This window comes from Gymnodinialimonas ulvae (genome assembly GCF_037543845.1).
GTDB lineage: Bacteria > Pseudomonadota > Alphaproteobacteria > Rhodobacterales > Rhodobacteraceae > Gymnodinialimonas > Gymnodinialimonas ulvae.
In genome coordinates this window covers 60327-81599 of sequence record NZ_JBBIFX010000002.1, presented here as the reverse complement: position 1 = coordinate 81599, position 21273 = coordinate 60327, and the positions used below count along the sequence as shown (strand labels likewise).

The following is a 21273-nucleotide window of genomic DNA, read 5'->3' as shown; positions in this document are numbered from 1 at the left end:
TGAGAGATGGACGAGATTGTTATCCTATCGGGTGCGCGGACCGCGATTGGCACCTTTGGTGGATCGCTGGCGGGGACCGCGCCGATTGAGACCGGCACCGTGGTGGCCAAGGCCGCGCTGGAGCGCGCCGGGGTCGAAGGCGGGCAGATCGGCCATGTGACCTTCGGCCATGTCATCAATACCGAGCCGCGCGATATGTACCTGAGCCGCGTTGCCGCGATGCAGGCCGGTGTCCCGGAAACGGTGCCGGCGATGAATGTGAACCGCCTTTGCGGATCCGGCGCGCAGGCGATTGTATCGGTGATCCAGTCGCTGGCGATGGGCGATGCGGAGTTCGGCCTTGCAGGTGGCGCCGAGAGCATGAGCCGTTCGCCGTACGTGATCCCGCAGGCGCGGTTTGGCCAGAAGATGGGCGATGTAAAGACGCTCGACATGATGCTGGGGGCGCTGAATTGCCCGTTCGGGACCGGGCATATGGGTGTGACGGCCGAAAACGTCGCCGATGAGCATGACGTGACGCGCGCGCAGATGGATGCTTTCGCGATGGCCTCGCAGGAGCGCGCGGCGCGGGCGATCTCCGAAGGCCGGTTCGCGGATCAGATCGTGCCGGTGGAGATCCGGGTGAAGCGCGACATGGTGCCGTTCGAGGTTGATGAACATCCCAAGGCGACGTCGATGGAGGCGCTCGGCGGGCTGCGCGCGGTGTTCCAGAAGGACGGCCGTGTGACGGCGGGCAATGCCAGCGGGATCAACGACGGTGCGGCGGCGTTGGTGTTGGCACGGAGCGACGCGGCTTCGAGCGCCGGATTGACGCCGAAGGCACGGGTTCTGGGGTATGCACATGCCGGTGTGCGGCCGGAGGTGATGGGGATCGGTCCGGTGCCCGCTGTAGAAAATTTGCTGTCGAAGACGGGGCTAAAGATAAGCGATTTTGATGTGATCGAATCCAACGAAGCCTTCGCGGCGCAGGCGATTGCGGTGAACAAGGGGCTGGCTCTGGACCCCGAAAAGGTGAACCCCAACGGCGGCGCGATTGCGCTGGGACATCCGGTTGGGGCGACCGGGGCGATCATCACCGTTAAGGCGCTTTATGAGCTGGAGCGGATCGGTGGGTCGAAAGCGCTGATCACGATGTGCATTGGCGGGGGGCAGGGGATTGCCCTTGCGATCGAACGTCTATGAGAATCATCGCTTGATCCGTCGCTCTGCGATGGATGTATATACATCGAAACAGATGAATACGAAGGCCCCTTGGCCGTCCGGATGCCGTGTGCGCCGCCATGGTTTCAACGATGCAAGGGTACAGGGGGAGCTTTCTTCCGCAATTAACCTGATTTTCAGCGACTCCCCTCACAACAAGGGGCCGTACAACCCTTAATTGCGTGACGCAGGACATGACTTCGAGCAGCACGATGGAGCGTTTGGCGCAGGAACGCCGCGCCCGCCTCCAGGCCGAGCAATTGCTCGCCCTGCGCTCGGAGGAATTGTACGCAGCGAACCGGAAGCTGGCCGAACACGCCGAGGCGCTGTCTTACCAGGTCATCGAACAACGTGAGGAAAACGCCAGCCTTCTGGGGCGCGCGGCGCAAAGCGAAGCCAGGCTTGAGGTCGCGACCGAACGCGCGGTGACGGCGCAGCGCAGGCTTTGGGACGCCCTGCGCGCCACGGATGATGGGTTCGCGGTATTTGACCGCGACTGGCGTCTGGTCGCCGGCAACCCCGCCTTTTTCGGTGCTTTCGATGGTGTGGGCGATGTTGCGGAGGGAGCCAGCTACGAGGCGATTCTGCGCGTTGCGGTTGATGAGGGGGTTGTCGATCTGCAAGGCGAAAGCCCGGAGGATTGGGTGGATCGGATGGTCGCGCGTTGGGAAATGAACCCGATCCCGCGCGTCGACATCAAGCTGTGGAACGGCGCGTCGATCCGGTTGGATGACAAGCAAACGCCTCAGGGTGATTTCGTTTCGATTGCGGTTGATATTACCGCGAATGTCCGGCGCGAGCGTCAGTTGCGCGCCGCGCGCGATGCCGCCCTGGCCGCAAGCCGCGCGAAATCGACGTTCCTTGCGAATATGAGCCACGAGATACGAACGCCGATGAACGGCGTGATCTCGATGGCCGAATTGCTGCGTGAGACGGATCTGACCGAAGATCAGCAACTCTGTGCCGATACAATTCGCAATTCCGGTGAGGCTCTGCTCGTCATCATCAACGACGTGCTGGATTATTCGAAGATCGAGGCGGGCAAGCTGGAACTGCGCAAGGAAAGCTTCGACCTCAACGCGATGGTTCTTGAGATTTTCCGCCTATTGCGGCCGGGGATGGAGGGCAAATCGCTTGAGATGAAGCTGGATTACGACATCTTCCTGCCCAATCGGATCATCGGGGATCCGGGTCGGGTGCGTCAGATCCTGACCAACCTTGTGGGGAATGCGATCAAGTTCACCGAAGAGGGCGGCGTGACGGTGCGCGTCATGGCGGGACTGCCGCCGGATGTGGAGGGGGAGCTTAACCTGCAGGTCATCGTCGAGGACACCGGCATCGGCATTCCGCATGACAAGCAGGCCCACGTGTTCGGAGAATTCAATCAGGTCGAGGAAGAGGCCAACCGCCGCCATGACGGCACGGGCCTGGGCCTCGCAATTTCGCAGCGTCTGGTGCAGTTGATGGGCGGGTCGATGTGGCTGCAGTCGGAGCCGGGCGAAGGCGCAGCGTTCGGGTTTGACATGTGTCTTGAGGAGGATCCCGAGGCGCGGATCGAGCCGGTGGCGGGGCTTCCGCCCGAGCAATCCCGCATCCTGATGATTGGCGGGGCCGGAGAAGCGGTGGATCAGGTGATGGACGCCCTGACGCGCCTGCATGCCGAGCCGTCGCAGGTTCGGCGGATGCCGTCGGAGCGAGATCTGGACGGCACGCAGGCGGTTGTTCTGTGTGACGATACGGTTCCGGTGGCGGAGGTGCGGGCCACCCTGGACACGGTCGGTTTCAGCGGCCCGTTGCTTTGGATTGGATCAGCAGAGGACGCCGCCGATGTCTTCACGCCCTTCCAGCCGGATATGGATCTGGCGGAGCTGCGGGCGTTGCTTCTTGCGGTGGTTGATCCCCCGGTCGCGCCGGTTGTGGCCGTGGTCGAAGAGGTATCGACGCCTGAGCCCGTCAAGCTTCGCCTTTTGGCGGCGGAAGACAACAAGACCAATCAATTGGTATTCAAATCGATGATCAAGGGCCTCGATCTGGAGCTTGAACTTGTCAATGACGGTGCAGAGCTGGTCGCGGCTTACAAGGCCAATCCGCCGGATTTGATCATGACGGATATCTCCATGCCGGGCATGGATGGGCTGGACGCGGCGCAGGCGATCCGCGCGGAGGAGACCGCGCAGGGATTACCGCGCGTCCACATCATCGCGATGACGGCGCATGCGTTGGAAGGCGATCGCGAGCGGATCCTTGAAGCGGGCATTGACGATTACATCACCAAGCCCCTGAAAATGCCGGTGATCCATGCAAAAATCGCCGAAGCCCCGAAGCCGGGTGTGGATGAAGCGGACGCCGCCTAAGCGCGCCATTTCTCCAGATCACCGACGATCCTGTAATGCCCGGTGTCGACCTCGCGGCGGTTGCGGATCGGCCCATGGGTCAGTTCGGTGAAAACCGGATCGACCGTATCCAGGATCCCGAGGTTTGCAAGGATTTGAGCCAAGGCGGCCTCAGATCCGCGGGTTGCACCATCGCTGATCTTGAGAGCGACGCCGATCCTGAGCTCGGGCACGATGGCGAAGAACACGCCTTCCGCCCCGGTCTTGACCGCCGCCCTTTTGGATGCGGCCCGCATCAGGCGGCTGCAGGCGCGACCCTCACCGGCGACAAGATCGGGATGTGTCATCATCGCTTCGCGCAGCCGAACCATCGCGCTCCCGCGTGTTCCCTGATCCTCGTTGGCCGCAGCGAAATGTGCCATGGCGCGGGCAAATCCACTCAGCGATCCGGCGAAGTTCGGCGCGGAACAGCCGTCGATGGCGTAGTCCGTGATCGCTTCGTCCGTCACGTCTGCGGTCGCGGTGGCGATGGCGCGTTGGATCGGGTGGTCTGGGTCGATGTACTCCGGTCCGGCCTTCAGATAGCGGGTCAGCGTGAGGAAGCCGCTGTGTTTGCCCGAGCAATTGTTATGCCGTTGATCGGGCGTTGCATGCTGGCAGATCAGGTCATTGCGCGCGGGCACATCGGACGGTTCTTGCGGGCCGCAGCGCAGGTCCGTCTCGTCCAACCCGAGATCGGCCAACCAGCGCGTCACCCGCTCGGTGTGGATTGCGGCGCCGTTGTGCGATGCGCAGGACAGGGCGAGATGTTCCGGCGTCAGGCCAGCCGCGTCTGCCGCGCCGCTTTCCACAAGCGGAAGCGCCTGGATCATCTTGGCGGAAGAGCGCGGAAGGACATGGGCCTGCGCATCGCCCCAGGCCCCGATCAAGCCCGTGTCAGCGTGCCAGATCGCGACGTGCCCGCGGTGGACACATTCGCGAATCGGGCCGCGATGCACCTCAACCAATGGCGTATCTGATGTGTTGGCCATCCCGTCTGCCTCCCATTCCCTTTGTTGCCCGGTAAAATTCCGCCAGCGGGGCTTTTTTCAGCGACGCGTTTCAGCTAACTTATCCCCAGTAACGGTCGGACGTTCGACACTTTAGTGACCCAAAAACAGGGCGCCGACCAGAGGCAGACCAGGGGCTGGAGGCTCTGACATTCATGAAACACTATCTTGCTGGTCTTCTGGCGGGCGCGTTCTTCGTTTCGGGGACACTTGCCTACGCACAGGAAGGCGAAGAATCCACCAACCGCGTGAATGCTGAAACCGATTGGTCGGTATTCATCGAGGACGATCCGACGCAATGCTGGGTCGTGTCGACCCCGTCGGAAACCGTGAACACCCGCGATGGACGCGTTGTGTCGGTGCGGCGTGGCGAAATCCTGATGTTTGTCTCGTTCTGGCCGGGCCAGGAGCGTCTTGGAGAGGTCAGCTTTACCGGCGGCTATCCGTTTGCCGATGGCTCTACGGTGACGATCGAAATCGGCTCGACGACGTTTGAATTGTTCACCGAAGGCGAAATGGCTTGGGCCGCGTCACCGCAGGATGATGACCGCATCATCACGGCGATGAAGCGCGGGGCCGAAGCGGTTCTTACGGCGCGGTCGTCGCGGGGTACGCAAACGCAGGACACCTTCAGCCTGTTGGGCTTTACCGCCGCCGTCGAGGATGCGGAAACCCGCTGCGGAAGCTGATCGGGTGCGCGTTGGCCTTGCCTTGGGGGCTGCTTTTGCCCTGACCCTCGGGTCCGCCCATGCCCAGGACCGGACGGCGTGGTCGGTATATGTGCAGGAGAACCCGACGCAATGCTGGGTGACGTCGACCCCGGCCAGTACGGTCGCGACCCGTGACGGCGAGGACGTCACGGCGAGCATCCGGAGGGACGAGGCGGTTCTGTTTATCTCGTTCTGGCCCGCTGACGGTCGCTTGGCCGAGGTCAGTTACACCGGCGGGTACCCGTTTGCGGACGGCAGCACCGTTTCCCTACAGGCCGGCGAAACCACGTTCGAATTGTTCACCGAAGGTCCAATGTCCTGGGCTGGATCCCCAGCCGCGGATGCCCGCATCATCGCGGCCATGCGGGACGGTTCCGAAGTGGTCGTGACCGCCGTTTCGTCGCGCGGCACACAGGTCGCCGACACCTTCAGCCTGACCGGGTTTTCGGCGGCGATGGACGATGCGCAGGTCCGGTGTAGCAACTAGGGCATTTGCGCGAGCGCGTATGATCCTATATGTCGGCGCGACTTCCCAAGGAATTTCGCCATGACCGCCACTGCGCCCATCACGCAAGACGTCGCCACGATCAAACGCAAGCTGCCCGACGGGCCGGTCAATTTGATCGGACTGACGCGGGACGGGTTGCGTGCGGCGTTGATCGAGGCCGGAACGCCGGAGAGGCAGGCCAACATGCGGACCGGGCAGATCTGGCAATGGCTGTATCAGAAGGGTGTCCGCGACTTTGCGGCGATGACGAACCTGTCGAAAGACTACCGCGCGATGCTTGCGGAAACCTTCGTGGCAGAGGTGCCCGAGGTTGTGTCCAAGCAGGTCAGCGCCGATGGGACGCGGAAATACCTTGTCCGGATTGCGGGCGGCCATGAGGTCGAGGTTGTCTATATCCCCGAAGTCGATCGCGGGACGTTGTGCATTTCGAGTCAGGTTGGCTGCACGTTGACCTGTTCGTTCTGTCATACCGGAACGCAGAAGCTGGTCCGGAATCTGACCGCCGGAGAGATCATCGGACAGGTGATGTTGGCGCGCGACGATCTGGATGAATGGACCGCCACCGGGGAAGGCAGCGATGCGAAGCCCCGGCTGGTGTCGAACATCGTTTTGATGGGTATGGGCGAGCCGCTTTACAATTTCGAGAACGTACGCGACGCGATGAAAATTGCGATGGATCCCGAAGGCATCAGCCTGTCGCGGCGGCGGATCACCTTGTCGACCTCTGGTGTGGTGCCCGAGATTGCGCGCACGGCGGAAGAGATCGGTTGCCAACTGGCCGTAAGCTTCCACGCGACGACCGACGACGTGCGCGATACGCTGGTGCCGATCAACAAGCGCTGGCCGATTGCCGAGTTGCTGGATGCCCTTCGCGCCTATCCGAAGGCGTCGAATTCCGAGCGGATCACGTTTGAATATGTGATGCTGAAGGATGTGAACGACAGCGATGAAGATGCCCGGCGCTTGGTAAAGCTGATCAAGGGGATCCCCGCGAAGATCAACCTGATCCCGTTCAACGAATGGCCCGGCGCGCCTTATGAGCGGTCGGATTGGGAACGGATCGAGCGGTTTGCGGATATCGTCTACAAGGCCGGCTATGCGTCGCCAATCCGGACGCCACGCGGCGAGGATATCATGGCGGCGTGCGGTCAGCTGAAGTCAGCGACCGAGCGTGAGCGAAAGTCCAAAAAGCAGATCGAGGCGGAAGCGGGGCTCTAACCCCTCGGGCGGCACCGTCGGTTTGGCGGCAGAGTTTTGCACAAAAGAAAAGGCGCCGCCCGAAGGCAGCGCCAATTCAATGTCGTTCTCGAGATCCGAAGATCAGGAGTGATGCAGTGCCAGAACCAGCAGGAGCACGGCGATGGCGGGCACCAGGATGCCGCCGGCCGAGGAGCCGGTGTCTTCAACGATGACCACGGGCTCGATGTGAGCCGGTTCTTGGTAGCCGCCTGCGAATGCGCCAGTGGCGACAACCGACAGAGCAGCAGCGAGAGCAAGTTTCTTCATAATATCCTCCAAGATACGCCCCTTTTGCGCACAATGCACAGGTTAGGGCACCCAAGACTGTACCTCGTGACCATCTATACCCAGCAACGATCAGAGATTGCAATGGCGGGAAAATCGGGCGTTCGTATCGAAATCACCCGTGTCGTCAAATTAGCAACACTTCTGGGGCAACTACGCGAAATCATGCTGATCTGCGGCCGATCTGGCATGGCGCGGCGTGGAAACTGCCCCTGAGGCAGGCTTTGTAAACCAAGCGAATCAACGGTTTGTCGTCGGTACTTGTTAAGTTTTACGGGTGGATGGTGATCGGCGTGCCATTAGGCACCATTGCGAAGATCTGGCGCATCTCGCGATTCGTCACTGCGATGCACCCAACGGTCCAATCGTCCGTGTTCCGGAACGGGCGGGGGGTGCCGTGGATGAAGATATCACCGCCCGGATCGACCCCGGCCTCTTGCGCGCGGGCGATATCCTCGGCGTTGGGGTAATTGATCCCGATGGACAGGTAGAATTCGCTGTCGGGATTGCGTCTGTCGATCAGGTACTCGCCTTCCGGGGTCCGCCCGTCGCCATATTCGAACTTGTGCCCGTCCGGGGCAAAGCCAAGCTCGACCTCGTAACTTTCCAGGACGACCTCACCGTGGAACAGCGACATCAGGCGGTCGTTTTTCCAGACGACCACGCGGGTCACTTCGGGGCCGTCATAATCGACGAACCGAGAGCACGCGGCCATCGGTGTCAGGGCAAGAAGGGCAAGAAGCGCGCGACGATTCATGGGACTGCTCGGAAGTAGGTTTTTGGAAATATATACATGTTTTCGCGCTGCGCGCGAGGTTCAGCTTGTCGTTTCGATCGAAAGAAGGTGGGCCAACCCGCAGCGGTAGTCGGGGTAGCGCAAATCGACGCCAAGTTCGGTCTTCATGCGAGTATTATCGACCCGCTTGGATTCCGCATAAAAGCTGCGGGCCATGGAGGACATGTCGGCGTCTTCAAAAGCGACCGCCGGTGGTACAGGCAAGCCAAGCAGGTCGGCGGCATGGGCGATGACGTCTTGCGGCGGGGCCGGGTCGTTGTCGCAGACGTTATAAGCCGTGCCCGGGTTCGGTCGGTTGATCGAGGCGAGGATCGTTTGCGCGATGTCGTCCACATGGATGCGGCTGAACACCTGCCCGTCCTTGATGATCCGGCGTGCGGTTCCGGAGCGGACCTTTTCGAACGGCCCGCGGCCCGGGCCGTAGATGCCAGCCAAGCGAAACAGATGCACCGGCAAGCCGTGGGCGCGGTGCAGATCCATCCATTCGCCTTCCGCGTCAATGCGCGCCTGCCCACGTTTGGTTGACGCTTTCAGCGGCGTCTCTTCGGTGACCCAGCCCCCGTCGTGATTGCCGTAGACGCCCGTGGTGCTCAGGTAGCCGACCCAGCGGAGGTGCCGCGCTGCGGCGAACATCCGACGCAATTCGGCCAGCACCGGATCCCGCCCGTTTTGCGGCCCGGCCGAGATCAAGACGTGGCTGGCCCAGTCGATATGGGCCGTCATGTCAGAGCCGGGAAACAGCAAGGGTGTCACGCCATCGCGTTGCATTGCGCCGATCTTTGCGGGTTTTCGGGTGGTTGCACGCACATCCCAGCCGCCCGGAAGGGCACGTGCGATTGCCCGCGATGAATAGCCATAGCCAAAGATCAGAAGTCGCATGTAAGCCTTTCCACCGCCCAGCGAGCCGCATCGGCGACGGCTTCGTCAGGGTCATCGACCAAGCCACGCGCCGCATCTGCCAGCGCAGGTTTCCCGGAATTCCCGATGGCGTAAAGCACGTTCCGCACGAACCGATCTCGCCCAATACGTTTGATGGGGGAGCCCGAGAACAACGCGCGGAACCCTGCGTCATCGAGCCGAGCAAGATCGGTCAGTTCAGGCGATTGCAATTCTGGGCGCGGATCGTAGCGGATGTCGCGGGCGGTCTGCGCGAATTTGTTCCAGGGGCAGACGGCAAGGCAATCGTCGCACCCGTAGATTCGATTACCCATCTTGCTGCGCAACGCCGTATCGACGGGCCCTTTGTGTTCGATCGTCAGGTAGGAGATGCATTTGCGTGCATCGAGCCGAAATGGCGCCGGGAAGGCGTCGGTCGGGCAAATGTCCAGGCACGCCGTGCAGGATCCGCAATGGTCCTCCTGCGGGGTGTCGGGGGGCAGCTCGACACTCGTGAAAATCGCGCCCAGAAAGAACCAGTTGCCCAGATCGCGCGCGAGTAGATTGGTGTGCTTGCCCTGCCAGCCCAGACCGGCGGCTTGCGCCAGCGGTTTTTCCATCACCGGCGCGGTGTCGACGAATACCTTGATCTGTTCGCCCGGCACGCGGCTGAGCAACCATCGCCCGACCCGCTTGAGCCGCTTTTTGACGAGGTCATGATAGTCTCTATTCTGCGCGTAGACACTGATCGTTGCGCGATCCTGAGCTTTAAGCGCGACCAGGGGATCGGCATCGGGTGTGTAAGGCTCGGCCAGCATGACAACGGATTTCGCTTCCGGCCAGAGCGCGTCCGGGGCGCCACGCCAATGCATACGCTCCGCCATCCAGCCCATTTGCCCGTGATACCCGGCAGCGACAAACGCGGCCAAACGTTCGCCCAATTCGGGCACGGCATCTGGCCTGCAGATCCCCATTTTGGCAAAGCCCGCATCGAGGGCTTCCCGCCGCAGGGCCTCTTTGAGATCGCTCAAAAGTCGAGGTCGGCGTAATGCGCCGGTTGCGGGAAGCCGAAGATCTGATCGGCGAGGATCGACCGGAAGGCGGGCCGCGATTTCACCTTTGCGTACCAATCCTTGACCGGGGCGCTCAGGCTCCAGTCGACGTCCGAGATATAGTCGAGGCAGCTAAGCTGTGCGGCGGCAGCGAAATCGGCCAGCGTCATTTGATCGCCCGCGAGCCAACGACGATGATCGAGAAGCCAGTGCATGTATTTGATGTGAAATTTCACATTCGTCGCGCCGGATTTCATGGCGCGCCCGTCTGGATAGCCCGACCGCATCAGCTTCTTGTGGACACGTTCGTGGACCAGATTGACCGTGACATCGTGGTGAAACTTGTCGTCGAACCACGCAACAAGCCTGCGCACCTCGGCCCGCTGCGCCGGGTCACGCGGCAGAAGCGCCGGGTCGGGCATGGTTTCTTCAAGGTATTCGCAGATCGCCTGACTGTCGCTTAACGTCATGCCGTCGATTTTGAGAACGGGAACCTTGCCGGCAGGGTTGCGGCGCAGGAATTCCGTGGAGGGTTCCCAGTATTTCTCCTCAACCAGCTCCACTTCGATCTTCTTCTCGGCCAGCACAAGACGGACCTTCCGGCAAAACGGAGAGAGAGGAAAATGATAGAGGCGGTTCATGCGTCTGCTCGGTCTGGTGCGTGTTTTCTTTGCGCGTTTGCTCGGAGAAAATCAATTCGCAAAGCAATCGTCCCGGCCATCGGCGCGGATCGTTGCCGCACCGCTTGCAATTGACCGGGCGCGGCGGTCGACGGATCCGGACGGTGCGCTGGCGTTGCGTTGCTGCGGATTGGGCAGCACAGCCGCCAGAAGCGAAGCCTGCCGTTGGGTAATAGCGTTGGCGGAAATACCGAAATGGTGCTGCGCGGCGGCCTCCGCGCCGAAGACGCCGGGGGCGAATTCAGCGACGTTGAGATAGACTTCAAGCACGCGCCGCTTGGGCCAGATCAGCTCCATCACCGGCGTGATCGCGGCTTCCAGCGCTTTGCGGACCCAACTCCGCCCGTGCCAGAGGAACGCGTTTTTCACTGTTTGCTGGCTGATGGTCGATCCGCCGCGTGCGGCCCCATCGGCAATCGCATCGCGGATCGCGGACATATCGAAGCCCCAGTGCAAGCAGAAGTTGGCATCTTCCGCGGCCACGGCTGCGCGCGCGAGGTGGGGCGAAATCTCTTCCATCGGGACCCAGTCGCGCTCCAACGCGGTCCCAATGCGCGCGCGTTCCTGCATCATGTAGATCGTGGTCGGCACGGGGACGAACGCGTAGAGAATGATCCAGACAAGCATAACGGCGGCGGCGCCGAATACGCCTCGCCACAGCCATCGCCGCAGCGCCCGCGCCCATCGGCGTGGTCGCGAATCCACCCGTTTCTTCGTTTTCCGTGTGCGCTTCGCCAATCTGCTCTCGCGATCTGCCCATCTTTGTTCATCAAATATGCGCGGAGCAGCCTTCCACACCAGCCCCGGGCAGAACATCTGCTTGAAGGCGCGACCTTCCCGCCGCACCCTCGCACCATGTCACATGGTTACGAATCTGGTCGCCTGAACCTGCCCTTCGTGGGCATCGCCACGTTTGGGAAGTATGAATACGTCTCGGATTGGTCGAAGATCGACGCCGATGTCGCCGTATTGGGGGCCCCTTTTGATTTTGGCACGCAATGGCGGGCGGGGGCGCGGTTTGGCCCGCGCGGGATACGCGAGGCCTCGACACTGTTCGCCTTTGGCCATGCCGGGGCCTACGACCATGAAGATGACGCCACCTATCTTGGGCCCGGCACAAGGATCATCGACATGGGTGACGCCGACATCGTCCATACGGATACCGACGCGTCGCATGCTAAGATCGAAGAGGGCGTCCGGGCTGCCCTGGCGGCTGGTGCCATGCCCGTCACTTTGGGCGGTGATCATTCGATCAACATCCCCTGCATTCGCGCGTTTTCCGATCATGGCCCGATCCATATCGTGCAGATCGATGCCCATCTGGATTTCGTCGATGAACGCCACGGGGTTCGCCACGGCCACGGCAACCCGATGCGGCGCGCGGCAGAGCAGGACCATGTGACCGGCCTAAGCCAGTTCGGCATTCGCAACGTCAGCTCGACCGCGAAAGAAGGGTATGACGACGCGCGGCGTTTCAGCTCGGATATACAATCCGTTCGTCAGATCCGCGCCATGGGGCCGGTGGCCGCCGCCGCCCGCGTGCCGGAGGATGTGGATCTTTACATCACCATCGATATCGACGGCTTCGATCCGTCGATTGCGCCGGGCACCGGGACGCCATCGCACGGCGGGTTCTTGTACTACGAGGTGTTGGAGTTTCTGGCGATTCTGGCCAAGCGGGGTCGGATCGTCGGCGTCGATCTGGTCGAAGTTGCGCCGGATTACGATCGCGACGGAACGACGGCGATCCTTGCGGCGCAGGTGTTGCTCAACCTGATTGGCCGGATCCTCCACGCGCGCTCGTAGAGTTCGGCGTCATTCCACGTAATCCGGCGCGTCGTGGTCCAACACGTCGCGAATTCCGCGCAGCAGATCGACGTCGGCACCATGGTCTTCGTCCAGCTGTTGGGCGGTTCTCTCGGCCACGTCATCGGGCAGAACGCGCAAAGGCTGGCCAGTTTGCAGTGCCAGAATGTAGTTTCGCGCGGCCCGTTCGAAATAATACATACGCATGAAGGTCTCGGCGACGGTCTCCCCGATGAACAACACACCGTGGTTGCCCATGATCATCGTGCGCACGGACGGATCCTGGAACATCTGCGCGCAGCGCGTGCCTTCATCTTCAAGCGCCAAGCCACCGTAGCCGTCGTCGATCACCTGGCGGTTGTGGAACATGGCCGAGTTTTGGTCGATCGCGGGAAGCCGAGACTCCGTCAAAGACGCGAGAACCGTGGCGTAGGTCGAATGAACATGCATTGCGCAGCGCGCATGGGGCACATGGCGGTGCAATGATCCATGCAGGCCCCAGGCGGTCTGATCGGGCGCGTCCTTGCCCTTGGCGCTGTCGGGATTTTTGGCATCCAAGACCCAAAGGTCCGACGCTTTCATCCGGCTGAAATGGATCTTCGGGTTGATCAGGAATTCGGTGCCAGCGTCATTCACCGCGAGGGAGAAATGGTTGGCGACGCCCTCGTGCATATCCTCACGAGCGGTCCACCGGAATGCAGCCGCCAGATCGGCCCGTGCCTCTGCGTGATCCATGTCGATTCTTTCTTTTCCGCGCTTTGCGCCTTTGTTTCCGCATAGCTATCTGCCTGCGTCCATCCCCTGCAATCGTTAATGGCAGGTAAACGTTTGTTGTCGTGCCATGAACGATCCGCGGAATAATCGTTCTTTGGTCTCCGCGGCATCCCAATTGCGCCCCAATTGATCGGCAGAAAGTTGCTTACAACAAGTTAAAAGTAGGCCTGGTATGGATCGTCTAACGGAAATGGAAGCCTTCGCCACGGTTGTGGATCAAGGTGGCTTCACGGATGCCGCGAAGAAGATGGGGATTTCGAAATCCGCCGTCTCGAAACACGTGTCTTCGCTTGAGGCACGGCTTGGCGCACGTCTGCTCAATCGCACCACGCGCCGTGTTTCTCCGACGGAAATCGGACTGGCCTATTATGACCGCGCGCGTCGGGTCCTGAACGACGCAGGCGAAGCCGATGCGCTTGTTACCGCGATGCAATCCGCGCCTTCCGGAACATTGCGCGTGTCGATTGCCACCGATTTCGGCGTGAATCATGTCTCGCCCATTTTGGGAGAGTTCCTGCACAATTATTCCGACATCACCGTCAACATGGTACTGAACAACCGGTACGTTGAACTGATCTCGGAAGGCTTCGATATGGCCATCCGCGTCGGGGAGTTGGAAGACAGCTCCCTCATGGCGCGCAAGATTTGCGAGACGCAGCGCCGCATGATTGCTGCTCCAAGCTATTTCAAGGAATACGGTCGGCCCGAGCGGATCGACGATTTGAATGAACATAAACTTCTGCATTACTCAAATTCGTCCTCGGGCAATGTCTGGAAGCTGACTGCACCGTCGGGTGAGCTGCGCCAGGTGCGCACCGCCGGATGGTTGACCGTCAATGATGGGCAAAGCCTGCTGAACGCCGCGATTGGCGGTCTTGGCATCGCGTACTTGCCCTCTTTCCTATACGCGGATCCGATGCGCGAAGGTTTGCTGGAAGATGCCATGCCCGACCTTCCGGTCGACGTCCAAGGCGTCTACGCGGTCTATCCGCCGGGTCGCTACATCCAGCCGAAGGTTCGGGCCTTCATCGACTACCTGGTCGAGAGCTTTCGCGACAAAGGCCCCAACGACTGGTGATCTGACACGTTTCGCTTGCCGTGCGCGTACCGTCTCTGCCTTGGCGGTACGAGCCAAACTTGTCCCGGGTTGATGCGCGTCATCGCCCGGGATTTTTTGGTTTACATGTTGCAGACGGCGTTGGCCCCGACGGTGACGCGGGATCAGCCCGGGTTGGTCAGAACCGCTTCGACCCGACGATTGGCCTCGCGCCCGTCGGGGGTCGTATTCGACGCGCGCGGGGCGAGGAACCCAATCCCTTCGGCCTGAACCTGCGACGGATCCACCCCAAGTTCGCGGGTCAGGAATTGCCGCACCGCTTCGGCGCGCGCCTGCGACAATGCGATGTTTCCCGCGAGAGAGCCGCTGGTGTCCGTATGTCCGACCAGGACGATCCGGCGCGTCGGGTCGGAGTCCAAAAATGCGGCCAGCGCCACCAGTGAAGGATACGTCGTGCCGGAAAGCTGGGAGGCGCCGGTTTCGAACCGCAGATCATCAAGCGGGGCGCCGCCGTTGCGGGTCAGTCGCTCTACCAGATCCCCGGTGTCGCGCGTCAGGTCTGTCACTTCGTCGACCAAGCCCTGCGGCGTCCGACTGGATAAGACCACGGGGTTGGCGTCGACGGCATCGGCGGGAGCAACCCGCGCGACGTGAACGAATGTTGTGGCCCCGCCCGCGCTGATCATGACGGCGACACGCTCGGTGCCGGTGTCTTTGTCGATGGACGCGCTGAGGTAGTGAAAATTCCCCAGATCGATGTGCATTTCGGGTGCCTGTCCGACCGGCAACGCGTGGCGGAAATCGAACCCGCCACAGGCATCGGCGGAGCAGTTGAACGATATCTCATAGCTTTGCGCAGTGAGCTGATCGGTGACGGTGTTCAGGATCGTCGCGGTGGACACGTCCGATCCCGTGATTTGCCAGACCAGGGTCTGAACCAATCCGTCGGTCTGTATGAGAGGCACGACGGTGCCGTCGAAAACGCCATCGGCAATCGGATGTTGGCCCCGTGTCGGGCCGGTGTTTTGCACCAATTCCGCGGTGCCCGGAAAGGCCAGATCGAGCGCGGATGCTCCGTGTGGCAGGCAAAACGAGGCCAGGCACAGCAACGCCGTGCCGCCTGCTTTGCGTGCGCCGTGAAGGGTCACCGGGTTGGTCCGCCTGTTTTCACTCGATAACAATACGTTCCCACAGCTTTCAGGCCCAAGGAAGCATAAAGCCGCTGAGCCTGTGTGTTTTGCTGCGTTACGAGGACGGAAAACCATTCTGCTCCCTGTTTTCGGGCCCAATCGGCGGCGGCACGCATCATCGTGCTGGCCAAACCGGCACGCCGCGCCATGGGCACAACCTCCAGCGCGTGCAGCATTGCGACGTTTCCGCTCATTCCGACAAAGGCCGCACCGGCAGGTTTGTCGTTAATGCGCCCGAAGAGCGAGGTCTTGGGGAAAGTCGCCCGGTCCATCACCGCACGGCGTGGCGCGTCGATGCCACCGGCGTCCCATATCTCGGTCTGGATGGCCAATGGCGGCCAAATGGTAAACGCCGTGACGGGCGGTGGCGCGGCGGCCAGATCTGCGGCCTGGATTAGCAGAAGATCGGTGTGGTCGCGGGCGATATAGCCGCGCGTGTCCAGCGCATCCGACAGGCCGTCCTGATGGTTCAGAACTTGAAACAGGGGAAGCCGCCCCTGCGCCTGCATGGTGGCTTCGGCGTCGTTCAACTCCGCATCGGTGATGCCAAGGGCGGTCGGATCCTTCAGGCGCGCGGCGCTGACCCGGTTGCCGCCTGCATCGGCGTTGGGGACCATAAATGGCCCAACGCGCTGCGCCGTGCGGGGCGGCCAGGAGACTGCGATTGTCGGGAAGAGGTCCGTGGCGTTCATGTCGCCTCGGGAAACAGAGCGCGCAACTTGGCCATCACGGTTTCGACCGCGTCGGCGTCCTGGCTGCGCACGACAACGTTCGAGCCATGCTTGCCGTTGCTTTGGAACGGATAGGATCCGATGGACACGTCGGGACGAGCGTCGGCCAAATCGCCAAGCGGCGCGGCGATGTCGCCTTCCCCCCGCTCCACCCGCAAACTGGACGATATCATTGGCGCGCCGCCGGTCAGTGTGGGCAACAGCCCTTCCAACATCGCTTCAAAGATCTTCGGCACGCCGGCCATGACGTGCACATTCGCCAGCGTGAAGCCTGGCGCGGCGCTGACCGGGTTGTCGATCAGCGTCGCGCCGTCCGGGATCCGCGCCATTCGAAGGCGTGCCTCGTTCAGCTCCTGTCCCGAGCGATCGTAGTGGGCTTGCAGGATCGCGCGCGCATCGTCTCGCACCCCGCAGGGAGCGCCCATCGCATCGGCCACGGCTTCGGCGGTGATATCATCATGGGTCGGCCCGATCCCGCCCGAGGTAAAGACGTGGTCATGGGTCTTGGCCATGTCACGGACATGGCGCGCGATGGTGTGGTGATCATCGCTGATCATGCGCGCCTCTTGCAGAGCGATCCCATGATCCGTCAGTGCCTTGGCGAGGTGGTTCATGTTGGAGTCGCGCGTGCGCCCAGACAGGATCTCGTCCCCGATCACAAGCATCGCGGCGGTGGGATTGGGCATGAGCGGCTCCTTGGCTAATGGCCTGGCACGGTATAGGTCCGCGCCCATGCGCTTTCCATCCCCTCTTGTGCCCGCCCGATTGATCCGCCGCTACAAACGCTTCTTGGCCGATTGTGTTCTGGAAGACGGCACGGAGGTCACGGCGCATTGCCCCAATCCCGGCTCGATGATGGGGTTGAAGGACGACGGTGCGCGGATCTGGTTGCTGCCCAACACGGACCCCAAGAAGAAGCTGAAATATGGGTGGCGGTTGGTGGAATTGCCCGGTGGGCATTTCGCGGGCATTGATGCGGGCTTGCCGAACCGATTGGTGAAAGATGCTTTGGCGCAGGGTCGGATTCCGGCTCTGATCGGCTATTCAGAGACGAAACCAGAGCAACGCTATGGGTCCGAGAACAGTCGCATTGATTTCATGTTGAGCGACGCCGGACGGCCCGATGCGTATGTTGAGGTCAAGAATTGTCACCTCCGCCGAGATGGCGATTGGGCCGAATTTCCCGATTGCGTCACCGAACGCGGTGCCAAGCATTTGCGCGAACTGACGGCCATCGCTGAGGCCGGTGGCCGTGCGGTTATGCTCTACGTCGTGCAACGCACTGATTGCGCGCGCTTCCGCCTCGCGCCGGATCTTGACCCCGGTTATGCGATGGCTTTCGATACCGCGCGTGATGCGGGTGTCGAGATGGTGTGCCACGGCACCGACATCACGCCGGAGGGGATCCGCTTGACCGGCGCTTTGCCAGTGGATCCGTCGCCGCAGAGCCGATGACGAGACGCGACGGAATGCGCGCGCTGGCGGCGCGGCGTCACTGGCAATTTCCCCATGAACGGCCTAAATTGACGGAGGTTCCAATCGGAGAGACCCCGTGGACGATTTCAAAGGCCGTTTGACCAAGGACGGGATCCGCATTCACCAAGTTGATGACTTCGCCGGTATGCACCGGGCGGGGGCACTTGCGGCTGACATTTTGGATCGTATCGCGCCGATGGTTGAACCTGGCGTGACCACCGGCGCGATTGATGCTCAGATCGAGGCCTGGGTGAATGAGGCGGGCGCCAAATCCGCGACGATCGGATATCGCGGGTATCAACATGCCTCCTGCATCAGCGTTAATCATGTGGTTTGCCACGGCATTCCGAGCGACAAGCGGCTGAAGGATGGAGATATCCTCAACATCGACGTGACGGTGATTGTCGATGGTTGGTTCGGTGACACATCGCGCATGTATGTCGCGGGGGTGATGCCGCGAAAGGCCGAACGGCTTGTGCAAGTCACCCATGATGCGCTTTTCAAGGGCATCGAGGCGGTCAAACCCGGGAAGACGTTTGGCGACATCGGCCATGCCATCCAAAGCTATGTCGAAGCACAGCGGATGTCGGTGGTGCGTGATTTCTGTGGACACGGGTTGGGCCAGGTGTTCCATGCGCCGCCCAATGTGCTGCACTACGGGCGTCCGGGGACGGGGCCGGTGCTGGAGGAAGGCATGTTCTTCACCATTGAGCCGATGGTGAATCTCGGCAGGCCCGAGACCAAGGTCCTTGGAGACGACTGGACGGCGGTGACACGCGACAAGAGCCTGTCGGCGCAGTTCGAGCATTCCATCGGCGTTAGGGCCGACGGAGCCGAGATCTTTACGCTGTCGCCAGAGGGACGGTTTCACCCGACACGCCTCTAGGGCATTTGTCGCGCGGCCTGGCCTTGTTGAAAGCTTTGCCGCGCCTTCAGTCCAGCCAAACCTCGACACGACGGTTCACGGCGCGGCCCCAGTCGCTGTCGTCACAGGCCATCGGCATGGCCTCTCCAAACCCATGGATCAGCAGTTCCACGCGATCACGTGTTGCGACCCCGGACGCGGCGACAAAGGCATCTCTCACCACCCCCGCCCGGCGCAGGGAGAGGCGTGCGTTGACATCGGCCGGGCCGTTTCCATCCGAGAAGCCCACAAAGATCAGGCGTCGTCCATCGAACGCGCCGCGGTCCACCGCCGATGCGAGCCGGGCGATTGAGGCGCGCGATTGGATGTCCAAATCCGCGCCGCCCGGGTTGAAACGCAATGTGGTCGACAGGCGTTCGGCACTGCCGAGAACCTCGATCATTTCCTGCAGGTCGCTTAGGGTCACGTCCCGCCCACTGGCCCGAATGGCGCTGGCCAATCGTTCACCCTGCAACGCCATGGGTGTCCGGGTCAGAAGTTGATCGACATAGCCCGCCTCGCGCACCCGTCTCTCGGCCTCATCGGTTTCGGTGAAGTCGAGGAATTGCCGTACCAGAAGCGGAAGGCGACGTGGGGCGAGGTACATGTAAACCGGCGCGGTGAGCGGGTAATCCTCGGCCTTCACCGCATCAAGTGTTGCGCTTTGCGACAGGCCGCAGGTGCCGCTCAAAGGCAGGGCGCGCGTTTGTGCAATCCCTGATAGGGCTGTTATTCCAACGGCATAGGCGTCTTGAGTGACGGCGTCGGCAAGGGCTGCGGCGCTTGGGTGACGCGTGATCGCACCCGATAGTCCGGCGTCCGATGGCAGCAGAACCTGCGCCGAGAATGCCTGCGCCAAACCCAGGCCCGGCTCCAACAGGTGCAGCGCCACCGGGGCATCCGGCCCGCCCAAATCCTGCCAATTGTCCGCCTCGCCCGAGAACAGACGCGCGATTTGCGGAAGGCTGAGCGTGTTGATCGGGTTCTCTGGCGATACGACCGGGATCAGCGCATCAAGCGCCAGTATGCGCACCCGGTCGTCGAGTGGCGGGTCGTCCGGGTTGGTGGTTTCAGCGGCCCGTATCTCGGCGGGTGAGGGCGCACGCAGGGCAAGTGCGATGTCCGCGTCCCCATTCAGGAGGGCCAAAAAGCCATCGTCGGTCGAGCCGGGTGTCACAATGAACCGCGCCGCAGCACTGCCGTCCGCGCGGCGGAGGACGTAGGTGGGGGCGTCGCCGTCACTCTCGACCGAGACATCCATGAGGCGGCTTTCGCCGAAGGCGTCCAAAAGCGTCGGAAGCAATCCCTCTGCAATTGTCGCGGCGCCGGCGATCCGCGCTTCGGCGACAAAGGTCGCGAGGTCCGGGCAACCCGGCCCGGCGCAGGAAACGCCTTCGGCCGCAATCGTCAGCGCCCCGTATTCCGTGTCGATCCGGTAGAACGCGCCATCGTAGGAGATCAGGTTTCCCTCAAGCTCGACCGCTCCGTCGAGCGAGCGCAGTTCCACGTCCTGCGACATCGCCGCGCTGGCGTAAAAGGAAAGGGCGACCGCGATGGCCGCCCCGATCCGGTATCCCATGGGGTGTCCCGTGAACTGACCTTAATTCGACGCGAGTCTCAGGTCGGCCAGCAGGTTTTGCAAGACCAGAATGTCTCCGATGGCGTCACATCCTGGAACGGTAAAGCTCAAGTCGGTCGTATCTACGGGGCCAGCGGCCTCGGCTCTGAGCGTGCGTGCCCGAATGTGCGCTTCACAGTTTTGTGCGGTGACCGGCGCATCAATGGATAAGCGCACACTTTCACCTTCCTGCAGGGTTGCGCGCGGCAAGGTATAAACCTGCGCATAGGTGTCGCCGAGGGCGATCTGCGAGAGAAACCCTCCTTCGCCCGAAACGGCCGCGTCGACCTGTGCGGGGTGTTCATGCCAGACATGGCCGGGCTCGCCAAAAGTGGCGCCAAATTCCATGGCGTGCAATTCAAGCCCCAGATCGCCGTCCCACATCAGGCCAATCCGATCGAAGTCTTCGAGGTCCGGCACGGCAACGGAGGCGGTGTGCGTGATGCCATCGTCGAAGGTGACGGTGAAGTTGGCATTTGCCTCGAACGCAGGAATATCGATTGCCAGAAAGCCAACGGTGTCTGTTTCGGCGTCAAGGACAAGGTCGGAATGCGTGATTTGCACAGACGTACCGGCGCGGCAGGGGGCCATCACGTCGAGTGCGACGATTGCGGCGGGCATTGCGGTTGCGGTCACGGCAATTTCGCAGGGCAACCCGAGGTAGCTGAGGCCTGTAGGCGTCGTCAGGTTCGGGGTTTCTTCCGGTGCTTCGAAGGAGGCGGGCACAACCATGGCTTCGGGGGCGACAGGGTCCATTGCGACCGGCAACCGGACATCGGAACCGGTCACGATCTGGGCGAATTCGGGCGCCAGGCGATGCGGCTGAGCCGCCCGCGAGTCGGAGGTCAGTGTCTGTTCCCCCGCGGTCGCGTCATCGGTTTCGGACGACCCGATCACGCCGGTTTCCATTGCATAAAGCACTCCGCCAGATGCCAAAATCCCGACGGCCGCACATCGGATGACCAATGTGTTCAACATATCCCAATCTC

At 61.9% G+C, this 21273-nt stretch carries 23 protein-coding genes; 10 read left to right on the top strand and 13 right to left on the bottom strand.

Annotated features, from left to right (window positions below; translation table 11 throughout):
• Positions 1 to 6: 6 nt before the first annotated feature.
• Together V8J83_RS10190 and V8J83_RS10185 are read left to right on the top strand one after the other, a co-directional pair.
• A complete protein-coding gene (locus tag V8J83_RS10190; RefSeq protein WP_339986178.1) occupies positions 7 to 1182 on the top strand; it encodes an acetyl-CoA C-acyltransferase family protein in 1176 nt (391 codons plus the stop codon).
• Between the two features lie 212 nt (positions 1183 to 1394).
• Positions 1395 to 3554: an ATP-binding protein gene (locus V8J83_RS10185; RefSeq protein ID WP_339986177.1), complete on the top strand. Its 2160-nt coding sequence runs from the start codon at positions 1395 to 1397 to the stop codon at positions 3552 to 3554.
• On the opposite strand, the gene V8J83_RS10180 is transcribed toward V8J83_RS10185, so the two are convergent.
• Positions 3551 to 4564, bottom strand: a complete 1014-nt coding sequence (locus V8J83_RS10180; RefSeq protein ID WP_339986176.1) for an asparaginase — start codon at positions 4562 to 4564, stop codon at positions 3551 to 3553. The two genes, V8J83_RS10185 and V8J83_RS10180, sit on opposite strands and share 4 nt — an antisense overlap.
• A gap of 173 nt (positions 4565 to 4737) precedes the next feature.
• Between V8J83_RS10180 and V8J83_RS10175 the strand changes: the two genes are divergently transcribed.
• Genes V8J83_RS10175 through rlmN form a run of 3 tightly spaced genes read left to right on the top strand, consistent with a single transcriptional unit; the run spans position 4738 to position 7018 of the window.
• Positions 4738 to 5271, top strand: coding sequence for an invasion associated locus B family protein (locus tag V8J83_RS10175; protein ID WP_339986175.1), 534 nt, complete (start codon positions 4738 to 4740; stop codon positions 5269 to 5271).
• Positions 5246 to 5779, top strand: coding sequence for an invasion associated locus B family protein (locus tag V8J83_RS10170; RefSeq protein ID WP_339986174.1), 534 nt, complete (start codon positions 5246 to 5248; stop codon positions 5777 to 5779). The genes V8J83_RS10175 and V8J83_RS10170 overlap by 26 nt, the downstream gene beginning before the upstream one ends.
• A gap of 60 nt (positions 5780 to 5839) precedes the next feature.
• Positions 5840 to 7018 carry a dual-specificity RNA methyltransferase RlmN gene (gene rlmN / locus V8J83_RS10165; RefSeq protein WP_339986172.1) on the top strand — a complete coding sequence of 393 codons (1179 nt, stop codon included), beginning with the start codon at positions 5840 to 5842 and terminating at the stop codon, positions 7016 to 7018.
• A gap of 102 nt (positions 7019 to 7120) precedes the next feature.
• Here rlmN and V8J83_RS10160 read toward each other — a convergent pair whose 3' ends face one another.
• The gene (locus V8J83_RS10160; protein ID WP_439649781.1) at positions 7121 to 7318 is read right to left on the bottom strand and encodes a hypothetical protein; all 198 of its coding nucleotides are present in this window, start codon (positions 7316 to 7318) and stop codon (positions 7121 to 7123) included.
• A 54-nt stretch (positions 7319 to 7372) separates the two neighbouring features.
• Here V8J83_RS10160 and V8J83_RS10155 point away from each other — a divergent pair, with 54 nt between their 5' ends.
• Positions 7373 to 7540 (top strand): hypothetical protein, encoded by a 168-nt coding sequence (locus V8J83_RS10155; protein WP_339986171.1) that lies wholly within the window; start codon positions 7373 to 7375, stop codon positions 7538 to 7540.
• A gap of 55 nt (positions 7541 to 7595) precedes the next feature.
• Here the strand turns inward: V8J83_RS10155 and V8J83_RS10150 are convergent, their stop codons facing one another.
• Genes V8J83_RS10150 through mtgA form a run of 5 tightly spaced genes read right to left on the bottom strand, consistent with a single transcriptional unit; the run spans position 7596 to position 11466 of the window.
• Positions 7596 to 8081: a L,D-transpeptidase family protein gene (locus tag V8J83_RS10150; protein ID WP_339986169.1), complete on the bottom strand. Its 486-nt coding sequence runs from the start codon at positions 8079 to 8081 to the stop codon at positions 7596 to 7598.
• A gap of 60 nt (positions 8082 to 8141) precedes the next feature.
• Positions 8142 to 8999: an SDR family oxidoreductase gene (locus tag V8J83_RS10145; RefSeq protein ID WP_339986168.1), complete on the bottom strand. Its 858-nt coding sequence runs from the start codon at positions 8997 to 8999 to the stop codon at positions 8142 to 8144.
• A complete protein-coding gene (gene queG, locus V8J83_RS10140; RefSeq protein ID WP_339986167.1) occupies positions 8987 to 10027 on the bottom strand; it encodes a tRNA epoxyqueuosine(34) reductase QueG in 1041 nt (346 codons plus the stop codon). Before queG ends, V8J83_RS10145 begins: the two co-directional genes overlap by 13 nt.
• Complete coding sequence (gene fzlA / locus V8J83_RS10135; protein WP_339986166.1) at positions 10024 to 10689, bottom strand: FtsZ-binding protein FzlA; 666 nt, start codon at positions 10687 to 10689, stop codon at positions 10024 to 10026. The genes queG and fzlA overlap by 4 nt, the downstream gene beginning before the upstream one ends.
• A 51-nt stretch (positions 10690 to 10740) precedes the next feature.
• Positions 10741 to 11466: a monofunctional biosynthetic peptidoglycan transglycosylase gene (mtgA, locus tag V8J83_RS10130; protein ID WP_339986165.1), complete on the bottom strand. Its 726-nt coding sequence runs from the start codon at positions 11464 to 11466 to the stop codon at positions 10741 to 10743.
• Positions 11467 to 11583: 117 nt separating this feature from the next.
• Here mtgA and speB point away from each other — a divergent pair, with 117 nt between their 5' ends.
• Positions 11584 to 12534 carry an agmatinase gene (gene speB, locus V8J83_RS10125; protein ID WP_339986164.1) on the top strand — a complete coding sequence of 317 codons (951 nt, stop codon included), beginning with the start codon at positions 11584 to 11586 and terminating at the stop codon, positions 12532 to 12534.
• Between the two features lie 9 nt (positions 12535 to 12543).
• Here the strand turns inward: speB and V8J83_RS10120 are convergent, their stop codons facing one another.
• Positions 12544 to 13269 (bottom strand): class II aldolase/adducin family protein, encoded by a 726-nt coding sequence (locus V8J83_RS10120; protein WP_339986163.1) that lies wholly within the window; start codon positions 13267 to 13269, stop codon positions 12544 to 12546.
• 211 nt (positions 13270 to 13480) lie between these two features.
• On the opposite strand from V8J83_RS10120, the gene V8J83_RS10115 reads away from it, so the two are divergent.
• Positions 13481 to 14386 carry a LysR family transcriptional regulator gene (locus V8J83_RS10115; RefSeq protein ID WP_339986162.1) on the top strand — a complete coding sequence of 302 codons (906 nt, stop codon included), beginning with the start codon at positions 13481 to 13483 and terminating at the stop codon, positions 14384 to 14386.
• Positions 14387 to 14529: 143 nt separating this feature from the next.
• Here the strand turns inward: V8J83_RS10115 and V8J83_RS10110 are convergent, their stop codons facing one another.
• From V8J83_RS10110 to V8J83_RS10100, 3 genes are read right to left on the bottom strand one after another with little or no spacing between them, the layout of a single operon-like run.
• Positions 14530 to 15513, bottom strand: a complete 984-nt coding sequence (locus V8J83_RS10110) for an OmpA family protein (protein ID WP_339986161.1) — start codon at positions 15511 to 15513, stop codon at positions 14530 to 14532.
• Positions 15510 to 16247, bottom strand: coding sequence for a GNAT family N-acetyltransferase (locus V8J83_RS10105; RefSeq protein WP_339986160.1), 738 nt, complete (start codon positions 16245 to 16247; stop codon positions 15510 to 15512). The genes V8J83_RS10110 and V8J83_RS10105 overlap by 4 nt, the downstream gene beginning before the upstream one ends.
• Complete coding sequence (locus tag V8J83_RS10100; protein WP_339986159.1) at positions 16244 to 16972, bottom strand: competence/damage-inducible protein A; 729 nt, start codon at positions 16970 to 16972, stop codon at positions 16244 to 16246. The genes V8J83_RS10105 and V8J83_RS10100 overlap by 4 nt, the downstream gene beginning before the upstream one ends.
• Before the next feature lie 46 nt (positions 16973 to 17018).
• Here V8J83_RS10100 and sfsA point away from each other — a divergent pair, with 46 nt between their 5' ends.
• Entirely contained in the window at positions 17019 to 17741 is a 723-nt protein-coding gene (sfsA, locus tag V8J83_RS10095) for a DNA/RNA nuclease SfsA (protein WP_339986158.1), read from the top strand.
• A 97-nt stretch (positions 17742 to 17838) separates the two neighbouring features.
• The gene (gene map, locus V8J83_RS10090) at positions 17839 to 18648 is read left to right on the top strand and encodes a type I methionyl aminopeptidase (protein WP_339986157.1); all 810 of its coding nucleotides are present in this window, start codon (positions 17839 to 17841) and stop codon (positions 18646 to 18648) included.
• A 46-nt stretch (positions 18649 to 18694) separates the two neighbouring features.
• Here map and V8J83_RS10085 read toward each other — a convergent pair whose 3' ends face one another.
• Positions 18695 to 20245 carry a phosphate ABC transporter substrate-binding/OmpA family protein gene (locus V8J83_RS10085; protein ID WP_339986156.1) on the bottom strand — a complete coding sequence of 517 codons (1551 nt, stop codon included), beginning with the start codon at positions 20243 to 20245 and terminating at the stop codon, positions 18695 to 18697.
• A 21-nt stretch (positions 20246 to 20266) separates the two neighbouring features.
• Complete coding sequence (locus tag V8J83_RS10080) at positions 20267 to 21262, bottom strand: hypothetical protein (RefSeq protein WP_339986155.1); 996 nt, start codon at positions 21260 to 21262, stop codon at positions 20267 to 20269.
• Positions 21263 to 21273: the final 11 nt, after the last annotated feature.